At 39.0% G+C, this 18,275-nt stretch carries 15 protein-coding genes and 1 other annotated feature; of the genes, 11 read left to right on the top strand and 4 right to left on the bottom strand.

Translation table 11 applies throughout. The annotated features are described in order from the left end of the window. Positions 1–30 precede the first annotated feature (30 nt). The 9 genes from ND6B_RS17760 (at position 31) to ND6B_RS17720 (ending at position 13,206) form a co-directional block, all read left to right on the top strand. Positions 31–2,559, top strand: a complete 2,529-nt coding sequence (locus tag ND6B_RS17760; RefSeq protein ID WP_033102566.1) for a glycoside hydrolase family 3 protein — start codon at positions 31–33, stop codon at positions 2,557–2,559. A 133-nt stretch (positions 2,560–2,692) separates the two neighbouring features. Beyond that, positions 2,693–3,676, top strand: a complete 984-nt coding sequence (locus ND6B_RS17755) for a sensor histidine kinase (protein WP_033102579.1) — start codon at positions 2,693–2,695, stop codon at positions 3,674–3,676. After that, positions 3,676–4,470 (top strand): LytR/AlgR family response regulator transcription factor, encoded by a 795-nt coding sequence (locus ND6B_RS17750; protein ID WP_016900525.1) that lies wholly within the window; start codon positions 3,676–3,678, stop codon positions 4,468–4,470. The genes ND6B_RS17755 and ND6B_RS17750 overlap by 1 nt, the downstream gene beginning before the upstream one ends. 778 nt (positions 4,471–5,248) lie before the next feature. Continuing rightward, positions 5,249–6,421 carry an exo-beta-N-acetylmuramidase NamZ family protein gene (locus ND6B_RS17745; RefSeq protein ID WP_033102567.1) on the top strand — a complete coding sequence of 391 codons (1,173 nt, stop codon included), beginning with the start codon at positions 5,249–5,251 and terminating at the stop codon, positions 6,419–6,421. Between the two features lie 30 nt (positions 6,422–6,451). Continuing rightward, positions 6,452–8,089 (top strand): penicillin binding protein PBP4B, encoded by a 1,638-nt coding sequence (gene pbp4b / locus ND6B_RS17740; RefSeq protein WP_033102580.1) that lies wholly within the window; start codon positions 6,452–6,454, stop codon positions 8,087–8,089. Positions 8,090–8,169: 80 nt separating this feature from the next. Next, positions 8,170–9,546: a Na+/H+ antiporter NhaC family protein gene (locus tag ND6B_RS17735; RefSeq protein WP_033102568.1), complete on the top strand. Its 1,377-nt coding sequence runs from the start codon at positions 8,170–8,172 to the stop codon at positions 9,544–9,546. 715 nt (positions 9,547–10,261) lie between these two features. Next, positions 10,262–11,482: an AAA family ATPase gene (locus tag ND6B_RS17730; RefSeq protein WP_033102569.1), complete on the top strand. Its 1,221-nt coding sequence runs from the start codon at positions 10,262–10,264 to the stop codon at positions 11,480–11,482. Continuing rightward, positions 11,475–12,539 carry an SIR2 family protein gene (locus ND6B_RS17725; protein ID WP_033102570.1) on the top strand — a complete coding sequence of 355 codons (1,065 nt, stop codon included), beginning with the start codon at positions 11,475–11,477 and terminating at the stop codon, positions 12,537–12,539. Before ND6B_RS17730 ends, ND6B_RS17725 begins: the two co-directional genes overlap by 8 nt. Positions 12,540–12,615: 76 nt before the next feature. Further along, complete coding sequence (locus ND6B_RS17720; protein ID WP_033102571.1) at positions 12,616–13,206, top strand: hypothetical protein; 591 nt, start codon at positions 12,616–12,618, stop codon at positions 13,204–13,206. Positions 13,207–13,248: 42 nt separating this feature from the next. Here the strand turns inward: ND6B_RS17720 and ND6B_RS17715 are convergent, their stop codons facing one another. From ND6B_RS17715 to ND6B_RS17705, 3 genes are all read right to left on the bottom strand, one after another. Then, positions 13,249–13,860, bottom strand: a complete 612-nt coding sequence (locus tag ND6B_RS17715; protein WP_033102572.1) for a hypothetical protein — start codon at positions 13,858–13,860, stop codon at positions 13,249–13,251. Between the two features lie 9 nt (positions 13,861–13,869). Further along, positions 13,870–14,388, bottom strand: coding sequence for a sigma-70 family RNA polymerase sigma factor (locus tag ND6B_RS17710; RefSeq protein ID WP_152333085.1), 519 nt, complete (start codon positions 14,386–14,388; stop codon positions 13,870–13,872). A 65-nt stretch (positions 14,389–14,453) separates the two neighbouring features. Continuing rightward, positions 14,454–15,086, bottom strand: coding sequence for an energy transducer TonB (locus ND6B_RS17705; protein ID WP_033102574.1), 633 nt, complete (start codon positions 15,084–15,086; stop codon positions 14,454–14,456). A 313-nt stretch (positions 15,087–15,399) separates the two neighbouring features. Between ND6B_RS17705 and ND6B_RS17700 the strand changes: the two genes are divergently transcribed. Then, positions 15,400–16,254 (top strand): hypothetical protein, encoded by an 855-nt coding sequence (locus ND6B_RS17700; RefSeq protein ID WP_033102575.1) that lies wholly within the window; start codon positions 15,400–15,402, stop codon positions 16,252–16,254. An 80-nt stretch (positions 16,255–16,334) separates the two neighbouring features. Beyond that, a complete protein-coding gene (locus tag ND6B_RS17695; protein WP_235420427.1) occupies positions 16,335–17,042 on the top strand; it encodes a hypothetical protein in 708 nt (235 codons plus the stop codon). Here ND6B_RS17695 and ND6B_RS17690 read toward each other — a convergent pair. Further along, positions 17,006–18,225, bottom strand: a protein-coding gene (locus ND6B_RS17690) for an IS3 family transposase (protein WP_089368775.1) whose coding sequence is annotated in 2 segments (ribosomal slippage) — positions 17,006–17,946 and positions 17,946–18,225 — 1,221 coding nt in all. Because the reading frame shifts where the segments join, the coding sequence is not laid out codon by codon here. The genes ND6B_RS17695 and ND6B_RS17690 overlap by 37 nt on opposite strands. Continuing rightward, positions 17,831–17,947, bottom strand: a sequence feature (AL1L pseudoknot). It overlaps the preceding gene by 117 nt. Positions 18,226–18,275: the final 50 nt, after the last annotated feature.

Consider the following 18,275-nt stretch of genomic DNA (forward strand, 5'->3'; position numbering starts at 1 on the left):
TAAAACAGTATTTAATCTCGAAGGTTTTAAATGTCGAAAATAAAACACCCTAAATTATTACTTTGCTTATTGCCTGTTTTTGGCATGTTCAACTGTCAAAATGTATTGAGTGCAGACAATCAGCAAGTTAACTGGCCTATTGTGAATACGCAACTTAAGCGTGATCCAGCCGTTGAAAAAAAGATTGATAAACTGCTCGCAACAATGACTTTAGAGCAAAAAGTGGCGCAAATGATCCAGCCAGAAATTGGCTATTTAAGTGTAGAGCAAATGAAAAAGTATGGATTTGGCTCTTATCTAAATGGCGGAAATACTGCCCCTTACGGAAATAAACGAGCGGATCAAGCTACTTGGTTAAAATACGCAGATGAAATGTACCTAGCCTCTATGGATTCGACCATAGATGGTATTGCGATCCCGACGGTATGGGGAACCGATGCCATGCATGGGCATAGTAATGTGTATGGCGCTACGTTATTTCCGCACAATATTGGCTTAGGAGCTGCGCATGATGCTGATTTAATTAAACGCATAGGCCAAGCAACAGCAAAGGAAGTATCTGCCACAGGTATTGAATGGAGTTTTGCGCCTACTGTTGCTGTAGTCAGAGATGATCGCTGGGGCAGAACTTATGAAAGTTACTCAGAAGACCCTGAATTAGTTAGGTTGTATGCAGGTAGTATGGTGACCGGTATTCAAGGTGACATAGGCGCTGACTTTTTAAAAGGCAGTAACCGTATTGCCACCGCTAAGCACTTTGTGGGTGATGGTGGCACTGAGCGAGGCGTTGATCGCGGAAATACGCTTATCGATGAAAAAGGATTAAGAGATATTCACAGCGCAGGTTATTTTTCTGCTATTAATGAAGGCGTGCAATCAGTGATGGCATCCTTTAATAGTTGGAATGGCAAACGTGTACATGGCGATAAGCATTTATTAACGGATGTACTTAAAAACCAACTTGGCTTTGATGGGTTTGTAGTTAGTGATTGGAATGCGCATAAGTTTGTAGAAGGCTGCGATTTAGAGCAATGCGCCCAAGCCATAAACGCAGGTGTTGATGTAATCATGGTGCCAGAGCATTTTGAAGCCTTTTATCATAATACTGTTAAGCAAGTGAAAGAGGGGGTAATAGCCGAATCAAGAATAAACGATGCGGTTAGACGCTTTTTAAGGGCTAAAATCCGCTGGGGGGTGTTTACAAAGGGTAAACCATCAGCACGACCTGAATCACAACATCCGCAGTGGTTAGGCGCTAATGAGCATCGCACTTTGGCAAGAGAAGCGGTTCGCAAGTCACTCGTTCTATTAAAAAACAACGAAAACGTTTTGCCAATTAAAGCGCATAGCCGCATCTTAGTTGCCGGTAAAGGCGCCAATGCAATCAATATGCAAGCAGGTGGCTGGAGCGTTTCTTGGCAGGGCACAGACAATACTAATAGCGACTTTCCAAATGCGACCTCTATTTATGCAGGTTTAAAGTCGCAAGTATTAAAAGCAGGCGGTGAAATAAGCTTAAGTGAGTCTGGTGACTATAAAACCAAGCCAGATGTAGCCATTGTTGTTATTGGTGAAGAACCTTATGCTGAGTGGTTTGGTGATATAGAAATGCTAGAGTTTCAGCATGAAAGCAAACACGCTCTTGCACTGCTGAAAAAACTTAAGGCAGACAATATTCCGGTAGTCACCGTATTTTTAAGTGGTCGCCCGCTTTGGGTCAATAAAGAACTCAATGCATCAGATGCCTTTGTTGCTGCATGGTTACCAGGCTCTGAGGGTGAGGGAGTTGCAGACGTATTACTAACAGATAAAAACGGTAACAGTCAGTTTGATTTTAGCGGTAAGTTGAGTTTTTCGTGGCCTAAATACGACGACCAATTTAGCCTTAACTTAGGCGATGTAAATTACGACCCGCTCTTTGCCTATGGCTACGGGCTAACTTATCAAGACACAGTAAACATACCTGTTGTGAGTGAAACTACAAGCCCTAAAAAAATCGTTAAAAGCGATGCACACCCATTGTTTGTAAAAAGTTTAGCTAAAAATCTCACTTGGGCGTTAGCTGATACAACAGCAAAGGTTTTAACTAGTGGTTCATCGGCCACCAGTGGCGATAAAAAAAGTTTGTTAATGCAATCGGTTAATTTATCGTATCAAGAGGATGCAAGGCAGTTTAAGTGGCAATCTCAATCCTCAGATGCAACGCTTAGCCTAAGTTACTTAAAACCTACGCTACTCGAACGCAAATTTAAATCAGGTTACCTTGAACTAAAGATGCGATTAGATAAAGCTCCAGAGCAAGGTGCTCAGTTACAAGTAATGTGTAATTTAGATAACTGTTTAAGAAGTATTGATTTTTCATCGTTTGAAAAAACAATGGCAGATAAGCGCTGGCATACTTTATCAATCCCACTCAATTGCGCCGATAGCGAACTGATTGAACAATCTATGTCAGATGTAATTCGTATTTCAGCTCAGCGTTTAAGTTTAGCAGTTGCAGATATCGCGTTGACTGCAAAACCTAATAATGACGCATTATCAATCACGTGCTCAAAATAAATAAGGCAAAGGCAGTTGATAATAAGTAAGCTATTCAACTGCCTTTAAAGTTGGACGTATTAATTTGAATTCCAAAAATCCCAGAAGTCATCTTTTCTGGTTGTTTCAGAGCTGCGGTTGGATTGTGTATGCAATGCTGACCGAGCTAATGATAAAAATACCAAGCGACGAGCCATGGTCGATACATATTCCGCATTTAGTTATTGATGTAGCGTGTGGCTTTTTAATCACCTTACTTTTAAGAAGGGCTTATAACTGCTCAAATAGGCAAGGGATTAAAGTTAAAATAGCACTGCATCTGGTGCTACTGTTAACTGCCACATTAATTTGGACACAAATTAAATGGGCGTCTTTGCAGTGGTTATATGGCAATTGGTGGCTTTCCATGTCGTGGTTTGACTTTGGTACATGGACGTCTGCATCGTTAACTATGCTCTCAACATGGACTGCTTTTTATTACGGGATCAAAATATATCTCGACAATTTAGAGCAAACTCAAAAAGCCGCAGAAGCGACACACCTTGCTAAAGAATCACAGCTTAAAATGCTTCGATATCAGCTTAATCCGCACTTTATGTTTAACAGCATTAATGCTATTTGCACCTTAATCTTAAAAAAAGAAAGTGTGCAGGCAGTGAATATGCTCGAAAAACTGTGTGATCTTCTGCGCCATAGTTTGTATACCGATCCGCTTGAAAAAGTAGCGATTAAAGAAGAAATTGCCATTTTAAAAACTTACTTAGATATAGAGCAATGTCGATTTACTGACCGGTTAGAGGTTAATATTAACGTTGATGAACCATGCAACGATTTATTAATACCTTCTTTATTAATTCAACCATTGGTAGAAAACGCGTTAAAACATGGTATGCGAGCAGATCAAAAAATGGTGATCACAATTAAAGTTGAAAAAACAAAAACCGCATTGCTCATTAAAGTTGCAGATACTGGTAAAGGGTTTGACGATAATAAAAAATCGAAAAGGGGCATTGGCTTAGCTAATTGCGAGCAACGCTTAAAATTAATGTATGGAAATAGCCATCGCATTGAGAAAGGCAATGGCAAATCAGGCGGCGCATGGCTTTGTATTTCTCTTCCTATTAATGGTTTGCAATAATGATTCAATTAAAAACATTACTTGTTGACGATGAATACAGCGCTATTGAAGGGTTGCGTATTCGTTTAGAGGCCTTTGCTGAAATTGAAGTGATTGGCAGTGCACAAAGTGTTGATGAAGCTATTAACGTACTTAACAAACATGACGTTGATTTAGTGTTTCTAGATATAGAAATGCCAACAAAATCAGGCTTTGAACTAATTAAATATTTTCAACCAGAAAGCTGTCCAGCGGTTATTTTTGTTACTGCGTTTCACCAGCATGCCGTTAAAGCATTTGAGGTAAGAGCCCTTGACTACTTACTCAAGCCCGTTAAGTTAGCTCGCCTTGCAGAAGCCATAGAAAGAGTAGTAAAAACAGAGCAACTCCACAGAAAAAATACATTGATTGAAGTACACCAATCGCTGATAGAAAACGAACATCAAGAATTAGAAAGCTCAAAAAACTCAGAATATAAATTTGAAGCCGAAAACTTAGTCATCCAAGATGCTAAAAACCCAATTCAAATAATTCCGTTTAAAGATATTTTATGGATTGATGCCGCAGGCGATTATATGTGTGTTCATACACTGGCTGAAACCCATGTAATGCGTGCGCGTTTAAAAGATCTTGAAAAAAATACCTTACCAGAAGACTTCTTACGCATACATAAATCAACGATTGTTAATTTAAGCCATATCAAACAGCTCAACCCATTACGTAACTCTGAATACATGGCGGTGTTAGATAACGAAAAAACACTCAAGGTAAGTAGAACGTACAGTAAAAACTTAAAGAGCTTAATAAAACAATAACGGTGGTTTTTTGGTAACACCACCGCCAACATTATCAATGTGGACGGAGAGCTTGCTTACGTTAGAAGCGCAGCTTCTGATTTATAATGTTTTAATCACTTCTCTAAAAGCGCAGCGCCTCTTAATCTCTTTGTGAATAACGCCCTTAAAAACTTAAATGCACAAAGAGAAGTGAATGAGGGGTAAATGAGACGCTCAAAATCACCATGAGCATTTAAACACCAGCAAGCTATATTTTAGAGATAATATTATCGTCTATTTTCAATGTGGACGTAGAGCTTGCTTACGTTAAAAGCGTCGCTTTTGATTTATAATGTTTCAGTCACTTCTCTAAAAGCGCAGCGCCTCTTAATCTCTTTGTGAATAACGCCCTTAAAAACTTAAATGCACAAAGAGAAGTGAAAGAGGAGTAAATGAGACGTTCAAAATCACCATGAGCATTTAAACGCCAGCAAGCTACATTCTACAAATAATATCATCGTCTATTTTCAATGTGGACGTAGAGCTTACTTACGTTAGAAACACAGCTTCTCATTGCTAAAACCTAAAACCTGCGCGAGGTAAACTCCCGCCTACAATATAAAAATTGCGCTTGCAAAAGGCTCGGTGTTTTATTTTTATTACCTGACCGCTGACCGCTGACCGCTGACCGCTGACCGCTGACCGCTGACCGCTGACCGCTGACCGCTGACCGCTGACCGCTAATTCTTAAAACCTAAGCTGCTCTTTAAACTTAGCTGTGTTATTTTAAATGCCTTGTTTAAAAGGATCTTGCTGTATGTTTAAAACCGTGTTTTTTACCTTCTTTTTTATACTAAGTGCACTTTTTACCGTTGCTACACATGCAAATGAGGCTAAACATGCAATCGCCGTTGGTGCAGAGCAATTTGCTTTGTATGCACCCCAATTAAAAAACAAACGTGTAGGGCTGGTGGTTAACCAAACCTCTCTTGTGGGGCAAACGCATTTAGTTGATAGCTTGCTGGCTAAAAACATCAATATCACTAAAATTTTTGCACCTGAGCATGGCTTTCGAGGCGATCACGATGCCGGTGCTCATGTACAAAACGCCGTTGATAGCAAAACCGGTATTGCGCTTATTTCTATTTACGGTAAACACAAAGAGCCAACCCCCGAGTCATTGCAAAATGTAGATGTAATTATTTTTGATATTCAAGACGTGGGCGTACGTTTTTATACCTACATAAGCTCTATGCATTACATGATGGAAGCCGCGGCCGAGCAGGGTGTTGAATTTATAGTACTCGATAGGCCAAATCCTAATATTAGCCACATTGACGGGCCAATTTTAGAACCGCAGTTTAAATCGTTTGTGGGTATGCACCCAATCCCTGTATTACACGGTATGACGGTAGGCGAGCTTGCTAACATGATCAAAGGCGAGGGCTGGATCAATCAGGCTCGTGATTTAAAGCTAAACGTGATCCCTGTTGCCGGCTACAGCCGCACAACGCCATATAGTTTGCCGGTAAAACCAAGCCCTAATTTACCCAACGATCAATCAATTGCGCTTTATCCATCACTTTGCTTTTTTGAAGCCACTCCTATTAGCATAGGTAGGGGAACTGACTTTGCATTTCAGGTTATTGGTTATTCACCAGTAGCACTTGGGGACTTTAGCTTTACCCCGCGTTCAATAAAAGGCGCAGCGCTTAATCCTAAATTTAAAGACCAGCTAGTGAAAGGGATTGATTTACGCCATAGTAATATCACAGGCTTAAACTTAAATTATTTAATTAATGCATACCAGCAACTGACTCAGGCTAAACAGCCGTTTTTTGAACGTGCCGACTTTATGGATAAGCTCGCAGGAACTGATAAATTAAGGCTTGCCATAGAAGCAGGGCACTCAGCTGAGGAAATTAAACAAAGTTGGCAAGCCGGGCTAAAACAGTTTAAACAGCAAAGAGCGCCTTATTTGCTGTATTAATAAAAGGGATGCGTGTATTGGGCTTTAAAAATGATAAATAATAAAACGTACTATAAAGTAGTTATATTGCTGCTGAGCATTATTATTGCGGGCTGTAGTCGCTCTACAGCAATTAAATCAGAGCGCCCTTTAACGGTTAATCATATCAACGCGTTAGCTAATGCGCAGGTAATTGCTACTTTTCCAGATGCAAACCCCAGTAGCCGAGAATATGTAAATAATCGTGGGACATTTAAAGCGTATAAAGGGCGTGGGCAATTATTACTACAAAATGAAAGTGCCTTAAGTGCCGATATTTATATTAATAATAAAAAGTTAGCGCTTGATACCCTGCAAAAAAATACTGAGTATGCCTTTAATTTAGGGCAGTACACTCACAACGGAGTTAACACTTTTAAGGTTGATAACATTCAACCTGCTGACGGCAGTTTAACGCTGCGATTTGCCTTTGCTACTCTAAATAGCTCAGCGGCTAAAACCATTGATTTTAGTGCGGTAGATAAGCTAATAGAAAAAGATGTAAGTGCGGGCTTTCCTGGTGCGGTATTAGCGGTAATTAAAGCGGGTAAGATATTAAAATTAACCGCTTATGGTGACGCCAAGCAATATCAGCAAAATGACTTAATGTTATTACGCCCAGAGCCCATGCAAACAAATACCTTATTCGATTTAGCCTCAAATACTAAAATATTTGCTACTAACTTTGCATTAATGAAGTTGGTCAGCGAGGGGCAGTTAAACATAAATCATACGGTGCATTCATACCTAAAAGAGTATCAGGGAGGCGGCCGAGAGCACCGCCAAGTAAAAGACTTACTAACTCATAGTGCCGGTTATCCGCCAGTGTTTGATTTTCATCGAAAAGACACCGCTTACGGCGATGCGTTTTTCTCACAAACAAGCGAAACCACTAAACAGTTATTATTAACAAGCGTGCCATTAACCGCTGAACCTACAGCGCCGCATGTTTATTCTGATATTGATTACATGATTTTAGGTGTTTTAATTGAGCGAATTAGCGGCCAACCACTCGATGAATACCTAGAGCAGCATATTTACGCGCCTTTAAAACTCAATAACACCTTATTTAATCCGCTTAAAAAAGGTTTTAATCGACAGCAGTTTGCTGCCACGGAGCTCAGCGGTAATACCCGAGATGGGCGTATTCATTTTGATAATATTCGCACCAATGTACTGCAAGGACAGGTGCATGACGAACGTGCTTATTATTCGCTTGATGGTGTTGCAGGCCATGCGGGATTATTTAGTAACGCCCCCGATTTAGCTGTGCTGTGCCAAGTGCTGCTTAACAAAGGCGGATATGGCGATACGCAAATTTTTAACGCCAGTAGCTTAGCGCAATTTTTAACGCCACAAAGCAGTGATGAAACCTACGGGTTAGGCTTTCGTTTAGCAGGTAATAACCAAGCAAGGCGCTGGCACTTTGGCCCTTATGCCAGCGCTCAGGCCTATGGCCACACAGGGTGGACAGGCACAGTTACCGTGATTGATCCGGCTTACGATTTGGCCATTATTTTACTCACTAATGCGCGGCATACTCCTATTAAAGGCACTGAAAAGCGCTATCAATTTGTAGGGAAAAATTTTGAAACAGCGCAATACGGCTCTATTGTGTCGCTTGTTTATGAGGCATTATTAAATCAATAAGCGTTAGTAAGTGACTTAAGTGCTTATATCTATTAAGTTAAGTAAAGCGTCGTCATTATAAAAATAAATAAGGTTTGTTTATGCATTGGTATTCTATTTTACCGCCACTGATTGCCATTGCTATCGTGTTTTGGCGTAAAGAAGTGATTATGGCGCTTTTGGTGGCAGTGGCTTCATCAGAGTTCTTACTGGCCATTCAGGGCGAAGGAAATAGCGTATTTAATACATTTTTAAATACCATAGAGCGCATAATTTCGGTAGCAAGCTCGCCAGGTAATACCCGTATACTCATATTTAGTATTTTAATAGGCGCATTACTGGCTTATATTCGCGAGTCTGGCGGTGTTGCTGCTACCGTTAATTTGCTGATGAACAAAGGCGTTGCTAAAAGTAAGCGCCAAGTGGGATTTTTAACTATGTTTACCGGCGTAGCGGTATTTATAGAGTCAAACTTGAGTGTGCTTACCTCGGGTATTTTATCTCGCGGCCTGTTCGACAAATTTAAAATGAGCCGCGCGCGCTTAGCCTACATAATCGATAGCACCAGCGCCCCTGTGTGTATTTTAATATTACTAAACGGCTGGGGTGCATTTGTACTGGGCTTGTTAGGTAATTATGAATTAGGTGAGTCGGCCGTATCGGTGCTGTGGGGCAGTGTAGGCTATAACTTTTACGCCATAATCACCTTGGTTATTGTTTTTTATACCATTGCCTTTGATAAAGTACATGGCCCAATGAAAGTAGCTGAACAAAAACTAGAGCTACAAACAACCGAGCTAAAAGAAGAAGTAAAAGGCTCTAAAGCACGTTTTATGCTAGTGCCACTGTTAACGCTAATTGTTAGCATGGTTGGCTTTATGTTTTACACCGGTAACGGGGTACTTGCCGAGGGTAGCGGTTCAAAATCAGTATTGTACGCCACGGTTTTAGCTATTGTTGTAGCCTATTGTTTAATGATTGGCTCGCGCCAATTTACCCACCACCAACTTGTTGATACCGGCTTTAAAGGCATGGGCGAATTAATGCCGTTAGTGGCCATTGTGCTGTTGTCGCTTACATTGGGTGCAAGTTTAAAAGAGCTAGGCACGGGTGTGTTTGTTGCATCCTTGGTTGGCGATTACTTACCTATTTACTTAATAGTACCGGTACTGTTTTTAACCGGCGCGGTTATGTCGTTTACTACAGGCACCTCGTGGGGCACGTTTGCCATACTCATCCCCATTGGTGTACCGCTTATTCAAGCGCTTGGCTTACCGCCATCGCTGGTGGTAGGCGCTATTTTAGGTGGCGGCATATTTGGCGATCATTGTTCCCCTATATCCGACACCAGCGCAGTATCGGCCATTGCCTCAGGTTGTGATTTACTCACCCACGTTAAAACCCAATTACCCTATGCATTAGTTGGCGGCGGCCTAACGTTTGTTGCTTACTTAGTAACGAGCTTAATTGTTTTGTAGGTTGGGTTGAGCGTAGCGAAACCCAACAAAGTGAGTGAGTTTAAAGCCTGCAAATCTGCAGGCTTTTTTGTCGCGCTGGCGACTGCAGCCAAAGAGGGGCTGCCGCTGACCCCTCTCTGGACTCTCCCAGCGCACCCGAGCATCACGCTATTTCCTTCAAATAATCAATTGATGTGAACGTAAACGCCGTGTATTCGCCATCCTTGGCGAAGTCACGGCTTTAATTTCATCCATGAAATGAATTACTCATCAATTACTTATTTCAGGGCGTGATGACGGGGAAGGGGGTTAAACGTGAAATTTGTGTTTAGTCTTGGCAAGATACAAGACCTGAGCCTTACGAACTCGAGAACTTTAAATTTCAGTCAAGCTGGTGGTAGCAGATTAAAGGGGGAAAGGCTATTACCTTTTTTTACATTCTCCCTATACGGTCGCGTATATAGCAACCCTCTTCAAGTAAATAATTAGTGTGAACTTGACTGTTAAAGGTAGGCCCATTCACGGATAAGATTACTTATCATAGGTGTCATGTTTTGAACTTAATATTTATATTTTAGTTGGAGAAAATTACCCACGAAATTTCCATATATCACCAATTAATCTCATTAATAAGTATTTTATTGTCTATTTTTGATGTTTTAATAGTAATAATTGAGACAAATCGTAAAATTATAGATATATTGTTAGTGCGCTATAATGAAATGGAGAATTAAAAATGTTACTTTCCTTCGAGGTTTCCAATTTTAAAGGTATAGGTCAACCGCAAACGCTTGATTTTATCGCAAATGCATCAACTGAATACGAGGAAAGCTTAGTTACGATCTCTGAGTCATTAAGAATTAATAAGCAGCTATGCATTATCGGGCCCAATTCATCCGGAAAGTCACACTTATTAGAATCTATTAGTTGTTTTGCAAATTGCATTAAACAAGTTGATAAAATTAAATCGGCTTATAAACCTTTTTTATTAGATGAAAAGTCTTCTAGTGAACCTACTGCCTTCACGGCATTACTTTTTGATCAAAAAACAGATTGCTTCATTGAGTATTCATTTAGCGTTTTTAAAGGAGCTATAATAAATGAATATCTGAGCTCTAGAGATAACAAAAAAAATGCTAAGAATAAGTCAGTTTTTACTAGAAATAAAAGTGGGTTAAAGTTTTCTTCTGAATATAAATCTACTCAAAAGCTATTGGATGAATCTATTGATGTCGGTGGATTAGTATCTAACTATGCCACGAGTATTAAGGTCCCTGAACTTAAATTTATACATAACTGGGCTACAAAGCTATTGCTCCTTACCTCTGATGTAGCTAAAAGTGGGACTAAAATTGCGGAAGAGCTGTTTAATGATAAGGAGTTCGAAGAAAGCCGTGAATTTCTTCAAGAGTTAATCCTTGAAAAATCAATTGATATTTTCAAAAATCTTGCATTACCTATATCGAATATAAGTATAAATGAGGGAAAAGATGGTAAATATTACTTTAAAATTAAACCAAGCCAATCTGAAAACTCCCAGATAGAGCTTACCTTATCTGAAGCTAAAGACTATTTTTCATCAGGAACTTATAGTGCGCTGAGCTTAATCTTATTACTTCTAATGTGCAACCTTGGAAATACTACACTATTAATAGATGAATATGATGGGAATTTACATCACAAATTATCTAAAGCTATTTTAGATTTTATTAGGTTAAGAAATGAGGACGGGAATGGTAGTATTACTCAAACAGTAATGACTACACATGACATTATGTTAGTTGATTATGGGTTCAGACGGGATTCAATTTTGGTTTTAAAAAAGGATAATAATTTTTCTACGGTAATTAAAAAGATATCAGAGTTTTCCTTACGTAAAGATGCAAAGATTTCAGCTAAATATTTAAGTGATGAATTTGGGTTTTTACCAAATATAATTGGAGAAAATGATGTCTAAGTTATTGAATAAAGTTTTAGACGTCCCTCAAGAATCTGTCGAAAATAAAATCAGTATTGAACAAGCACAGAGTTTAATTTTATCAAAAAATAAAAAAGTGGCATTCTTCGCAGGTGCTGGATTTTCAAAAGCGTATAAGGAAGACTACCCATTAGGCTTCAATTTATTTTCAGTTGATGATTTTCAAACGTTAAAGGCTAATTTTAATTTTTACACTATTGCTAATGATTTAGGTATAAAAGCTCCATGCAATGAATCAGGACCTGAGTTTAACAAAGATTGTTACAGATTCTTTAGTCAAATTAAATATCATCTTGATATTTATAAGAGGTACCCTAGTTTAATGCCAAGTTTTTTAGACTATTCTGGCATACACTTTCTTGAAGAAGAGATTCGAAAGTTTATTAAAAATAGGTTTGTGGATTTGGTCGGAGAGGATGAATTACAGCTAAATTGTAATACTAGTAGTAATTTGACCTCTTTTTTTGAGTCAATAGTAGAGCTGAAAGACTTTACTTTTATTACTACAAATTATGATTATGTTATTGAAAAGCTTCTTTATCATTCTAAACCTAGTATTAAAATTAATAGAGGGATCACTAGTAAAAAATGTTTTGATGAAGTAAATACAGGTAGGGCTACAATATCTTTGTTCAAAATTAATGGTGGGTTTGATATACATCAAGATCATAAAGGAAGGTATTGCGTGGACTATTCTAGTAAAGAAGTTCCGAATATAATCCTCCCCTCGGAAGAACAGAATTATGATGATAAATACTTTCGGACTATTTTTTTAAAGTCAGCTGAAAAGTTAAGACAAGCTGAGTTATTAATTTTTGTCGGTTATTCATTACCGTATGAAGACAAAGCGATACAATTCCTATTAAAAAATTTCTCAGATTCAACCAGTAATAATAAACAAATAATATTTATGGGGCGCTCGTATAATTCAGCAAAAGAAAAGTTAGCGAAACTCAGAGACTTATTTCCAGCAGTATTTGAAAAAGGTGGTGTAAGCTTACTTGATGGTTCTTTTGAAGATTTTATAAAACCTTAAACTTTATGATAATTGTAAGATAAATTTTATATTTAGCTTATCTAATAACTTTAAAAAATAACAGGTATGCTAGTCAATGCAAAATGCGGTCGCGTTAATTGAATATCTAATCACAGGGATAATCTCTTTTATATGGATTGTTTTATTATCGAGTTTGTATGTAGATTTAAATTATCAGCATTATTTAAATTATAAAGAAGTCATTCTGTTTTGTCTTTTTCCTACTGCTTATGTTTTAGGTATTTACGTAGATGTAACCTCCTCATTTTTACTCAGTAGAATATCGAAAGTAATAAAAGTAATAAAAAAGATTATCCCTGAATGTATGACTAAATACTGTAAAAAATTATGCGATGCTCTATTAGGTAATTCTGATAGACAACCTTACAAGCACAGTGCTGAAATACTTTCGCATTCTCCTAGTGAGCTTATTAAAACTATGGATATTTATGTAAGTCGCGATAGAATTGCAAGAGGAATGGCATTAAATTCACTTTTAAGTATTTGTGCTGCTAATCTTGCACTGGTTAGTAATGAAAAAGATATAGTTGAAAGCTTCTTTTTAATATTTTTTATGATATCTATTTTGGCTTGGCTGAGGCTACGTAGATTATCAAAAGTATTTAAAATTCAAGCTCTGAAAAATTTGAGGAGAAAGAGTAATTAATAAATTAAGTATGATTTAAAAACATTTAGCCCTAAAAACCATCTAAGCTCCACATTCCCTAACCCCAGCCCCCGCATGTTTAAGCCCTATAATCTGCCCTTTGCCGTTATGCGCCATAGCGAGCATATCACCGGTATTGATATTACTTTCTACTGCGTGCCTTCCCTTTAAATCACTGAGCAGTGATTGTTTAATGTGTACCAGTACCTCTTTATTACAGCTGGTTATGTACCAGTCATTGTCTACTTTTACGAGCGTGCCGTATTCTATGTGGTGTTGTTGATGGCGGCGTAAGTCGTTTGCTAGTTGGGTGTCGAGCACGCGTTTTTGTTGCGTTATGGTACTTGCGTAGTTACCTGTTTGATCTATTTCATGTGTTGTTATAAGCGAGTAATCGTGTATGTCTATGGTGTTAAATACGGTTTTAGGGGCAGTATTTATCACGTTGTTACTGTCGAGCACTATAAAAGCCAGTAAGCCTAATGCGCAGGTAAGGCTTGTGAGTTGCAGGGCAAAGCCTAACTTTTTAGGTTTTTTTTGAGCTACGCTGTGTTTTAACGCCTGTTGTTGAGCATGCGAAAGAGTAGTACATGCTTTTCGCTCGTTATAATGTTGAGTGAGCTTTTCATTAAACTGCTCATCAGGCTTATTCATTACAGTCTCCTAATAATTTTGTTTTAGTTTTTGTTTGGCGTAGCGTAGCCTTGTTTTTATGGTTTGGGCGTTGCTTTGCGTTATAAGCTCTATGTCGGCAAGGCTAAAGCCTTCTTGTTGTAAGGTGATGGCTTCGCGCTGCACAAAGCTAAGTTGCTTGAGCGCAGTGTTAAATGCTTCATAACTTATGTGTGTGTCGCCTATATGCGAATCACTACTTGTTAATTCACTTTGATTGTTATTTTGTGCAAGCCGTTGGCTGTTTTCGTCAAGCTCGACAAAGTGTTGCTGTTTGCGGTATTCGTCTATCAGAGTGTTACGTGCGAGTCGAAATAACCAGGCTTTAGGCGTGGTTTGTGCTTGGTAAAGGTGGCGCTTTTCAATAACCTTTAGCCATGTTTGTTGGCTTACGTCGTATGCTAAATGGGTATTAGATTGGGTAACTAGGTAGTGATATAAATCGTTACTGTATAAGGTAATAAGCTGCTCTAAGTGGCGGTTGTCGCCACTTTTTGCATACCGCGCCATGCAGTCTTTGCTTGGCACTTCAAATAACCATGACTTAATACTCAATAGCATAGGCGCTTATTCCTTTACTGCGAACTGTCTAGTTTAAAATCAAGCTGTACGGTTTGACCTGTTTGTAATTGTGCCACACCTTCAATTACTTTTGGACGATATTTCCAGCGTTTAATGGCGCGAAGTGCTTCGCGATCAAATATGCGTTTTGGTTCGGCATTTACTACTGTGGCATCAATTACTTCACCTGTGGGTGAAATATTAAAGCTAAGTTGCACCCAGCCTTCTATACCATCACGTGCTGCGCTAGTTGGGTATTTAGGATTTATGCGCACAATGGGTGAAGCATCTCCCGTAGGGCGGGCAAGTGTTTGCTTCATATCGTCACCAAACCTGTCAATTACTATGGGTGGTGCTGTGCTTATTGCTGTTATTGGCTCATTACTAGGTGTGACACGTGGTGGTGCTTTAGGCGGTATTTTAGGTGTGGGTGGTGGCGGTATTCTTTTAATATGCGTGGTTTGTTTATCTTCTGGTGCTTGAAAAATCTCAACAGTAATATCATCACCCAATTTGATAGGCGCTCTTTGCTCGCCACTAATTAAGTATTGCATAAAGGCAAATGCGATAAAGGTCATCGCAGCACCGCCAATAACAGCTGTTGATGTTTTGAACATGGGGTTTTTAGGGAATTCAAGTGTGTGCATAAGCCGCTCCAAATTAACTTATTATGTTGTTTCAGAGCTATAACGGCTGGCAAATAGAAAAGGGGTTAAATAGTTTTAAAATTTAATTAAAAATACAGGGGTAGTATTTAACCTATGTAAAAGGTCTCTTGATTTTTTTATTTTGGGTTGGCTAAAAGAATGTAGTTATTTTAAGGTTTGCCTGTTATTTTCTATTTTGTTTGCTCTAGGTAGATGAAATGAGAGCTTTAAGTTGCTTACCTGCTGTTGTTAAACTTTCGTTCTCAATAATGGCGGCAATATTCAGGCATGCTCATTAAAAAGGATTTTATAAATGAAAAAAGCAATATTTGTTTTTTTATTATTAGTTAGTGCTTGTTCATATTTAGAAAGTGAAACAGAGCAAGCTAATCGTTTAGTAAAAACATATCATATAGACATTAAAACAGATGATCCGAAGGAATCTTACCCAGAAGAGTTTTCAAACAAAGATGCTACTTTAAACAATGTAAATATAACTAGAACTACTTTAAAAGATGCTTCTGATACTCTAGATGGTATTGAGTCTGCCTTAAGTGTATATCCAAAAGGATTTGTTTCTGAAGTGATTGATGTTGTCTATATTTCTAGCTCTATAAAAATTGAAGGTGCGGCAGCTGGGGGGACTTATGGGTCTAAATGGATAGCTCTATCTAATATTGCACAATGGAATGGAACAGAAGCCAACTATAAGAACGCATTTCGCGGATTCCATCATGAGCTTAGTTCACTCATTTTTAATCATTCACCTTCAATATTGGTAACGTGGCAAAGTTTATTAAGTGAAGATTGGGAACCTGCTGTATCTAATTATGAAGCGCTTACAAAAGATGAATTAGCGCCAGATTATAATGCGGGCTTTTTATCTGATTATGGCAAAACTTCAATGGGGAACGACTTTAATATTTATGCTGAATTTGCCTTTGCTGAACCTGAAAAATTGCGGGAACTTGCCGCTACCTATCCAATAATAGCTAAAAAGCTAAGTTTGTTTATTAGCGCGTATACGCAGTTTTCGGCTAAATATCAGCAAGATTTTGAAAATTATTTTGCGAGAACAGGTTTAAGTGATGTTGCTGTACAGCCTGAGAATATTGAAATGACTATCCATTTAGATTTAAGCGATCTTAAGCCACAGATAAGCCAATAAAGTTTTGCTTTTTGATCTGTTATCTCTGATTAGCATTATGCTAGAATCGGGCTTATCATATAATAAATAAGGATATTTTTGTGGATATTATCATTGGTCAAAATGTGCTGAAGAAAAAAGCGCAGCTAACTCAACTTTCCGAGCGCGCTATTGGGCGAGCTTTTAAAGAGCAAGCCGCTTTGGCAATCCAAATGACGCAGTGCAGCGCAGCGGTTTATCGCCGCTTACAACGCACCTATAAATCTACTGTAACTCCTAGGGATCAAAAGCGTGTTAAAGCCGGTGGCTTAACGACACAATCAGTTGTTTTTTCTACCAGCAATAATAGTCAAAAATCTTTTAATAGCTTACTTCCAGCTATGCGTGGCGGCGCTTCAGCGCCTGGTAGTGTTGCAAAAACATCTAACGATGTTGCTATTGCTTCAAATCAGCCCCAAGCAATCAACTTATTAGCTTTATTACACCCAGTGATAAACGAAGATATTATGAAAACAGGTAATAGTGTTGAGAAAGCGGCAACTATTTTAGGCCTTGTTACTACAACAGTTGGTTTTGCTGTTCCTGGTGGCAGCGTTGCTTCTTCAATTGTGAGCTGGGTAGGTAGTGGTGCTACTTATTCAGGGTTTACCATGTCGAGAATTCGCCCAGATGCTCCTGATCGTGCGTATCATCAACTAACAAACTATATTACTTGCTTGGCTGCATGGAATAATGAATCGCCCCGAGTTCATCGGAGACCAGTTTGTTTAAGTCAGGCCACTTTACCTGACTCGTTTAAATTATCATAGTAGTCTGTTTCATATTGAGCTGGTGAAATATACCCAATTGAAGATAATAAGCGTTGATTATTAAACCAATTGACCCACTCTAACGTTGCGTATTCAACAGCATCAACATTCTTCCACGGGCCATTTCTGCGAATAATCTCTGTTTTAAATAATCCATTTATTGTTTCAGCCAATGCATTGTCATAAGAGTCACCCACACTGCCTACAGACGCTTGAATTCCAGCTTCAGCAAGTCGCTCAGTGTATCGTATAGACAAATATTGGCTGCCTCTGTCGCTGTGGTGAATTAACCCTTCGGGGTTGCCACGATGCCAAATAGCTTGCTCTAACGCATCAAGAATAAGCTCTGTGTGCATTGTCGTTGATACACGCCAACCTACAATGTATCGTGAAAAAACATCTATCACGAAAGCGACATAAACAAACCCACTCCATGTGGCAACATAGGTGATGTCAGCTACCCAAAGTTGATTTGGCTGCTCAGCAGTAAATTGACGATTAACTAAATCAAGTGGCTTATCTTGTTGCTCGTCAGGTATCGTTGTCTTATGTGCTTTACCCCGACGAACACCTTGAATTCCCATAACTCGCATCAATCGTTCGACTGTACAGCGGGCGACTTGATGGTCGTCAAGCTGTAGCTGCTTCCATATTTTTCTTGCACCATAAACTGACATATTATCCTCCCACACTTCGCGAATGAGTATTATCAGCTCAGCATCACGCTTTTTGCGGTTAGACAGTCGCTCAGGCTCTCTTTGTATCTGTTTATGAGAATAATACGTTGATGGTGCAATCGGCAATTCCTTGCAAATTGACTCGACACCGTAATGCTCTCTGCAAGCATCAATAAAATCCACTATTACTTCTGTTTGCGGTCGAGCTCCGCTTGGGCGAAAAAAGCGGCAGCTTGCCTCAGGATATCATTCGTTCGCTTGAGCTCTTTATTCTCGCGCTCTAAGACGGCAAGGCGTTCTTCAGTTGATTGCGTATTAGAAGAGGGTTTAGACGGTTGAGCTTGAGATTTCTTGACCCATGCTCTAAGTGTTTCTGGGGTACATCCCAGTTTATCTGAAATCGATACTAGCGCAGCCCAAAGAGAAGGGTATTCATGCTGTTGTGTGGTAACAAGCCTAATTGCACGTTCACGAAATTCTGATGTATAGCGATTTGATTTTTTCATAGTTCCAGTTTCTCAAGTTATTGAGTCTCTGGCAAACACGGGGCGATTCA

Source organism: Pseudoalteromonas sp. ND6B (genome assembly GCF_000764215.1).
Taxonomy (GTDB): domain Bacteria; phylum Pseudomonadota; class Gammaproteobacteria; order Enterobacterales; family Alteromonadaceae; genus Pseudoalteromonas; species Pseudoalteromonas tetraodonis.